We start from the raw sequence: 413 nt of genomic DNA, 5'->3' as shown, positions 1-413 counted from the left end.
TGCGCGCCCATGTTTTCGAACTTGTCTTCAAGCTCGATTTCCTTGGCGACGGTGACGCCGTCCTTGGTGATGCGCGGTGCGCCGAATGACTTGTCGATGACGACGTTGCGGCCCTTGGGGCCGAGCGTGACCTTCACGGCGTCGGCGAGGATGTTGACGCCGCGCAGCATGCGCTCACGGGCGTCGCGGGAGAATTTTACGTCTTTAGCAGCCATGTTTTAGCTCCTGGCAAGGGCTTGCGATCAAGCCCGGAATTCAGTTGACGGTGAGGCCGATAATCAGCCGATGATGCCCATAATGTCGGATTCCTTCATGATCAGAAGGTCTTCGCCATTAAGCTTGACTTCGGTGCCCGACCACTTGCCGAACAGGATGCGGTCGCCAGCCTTGACGTCCAGGGGAACCAGCTTGCC

At 58.6% G+C, this 413-nt stretch carries 1 protein-coding gene and 1 pseudogene; both read right to left on the bottom strand.

The genetic code is table 11. The features are described 5' to 3' along the window. Nucleotides 1-215, bottom strand: a 215-nt coding sequence (locus tag ACWGTI_RS32755) for a TCP-1/cpn60 chaperonin family protein (RefSeq protein ID WP_287182322.1), incomplete at its 3' end; no start/stop codon positions are given. A 63-nt stretch (nucleotides 216-278) separates the two neighbouring features. After that, nucleotides 279-413, bottom strand: a pseudogene (locus ACWGTI_RS32750) (co-chaperone GroES); the annotation flags it as partial.

Source organism: Mesorhizobium sp. ArgA1, assembly GCF_053714375.1.
The sequence above is the reverse complement of the archived record's forward strand: the minus strand, read 5'-3'. Positions and strand labels throughout refer to the sequence as shown.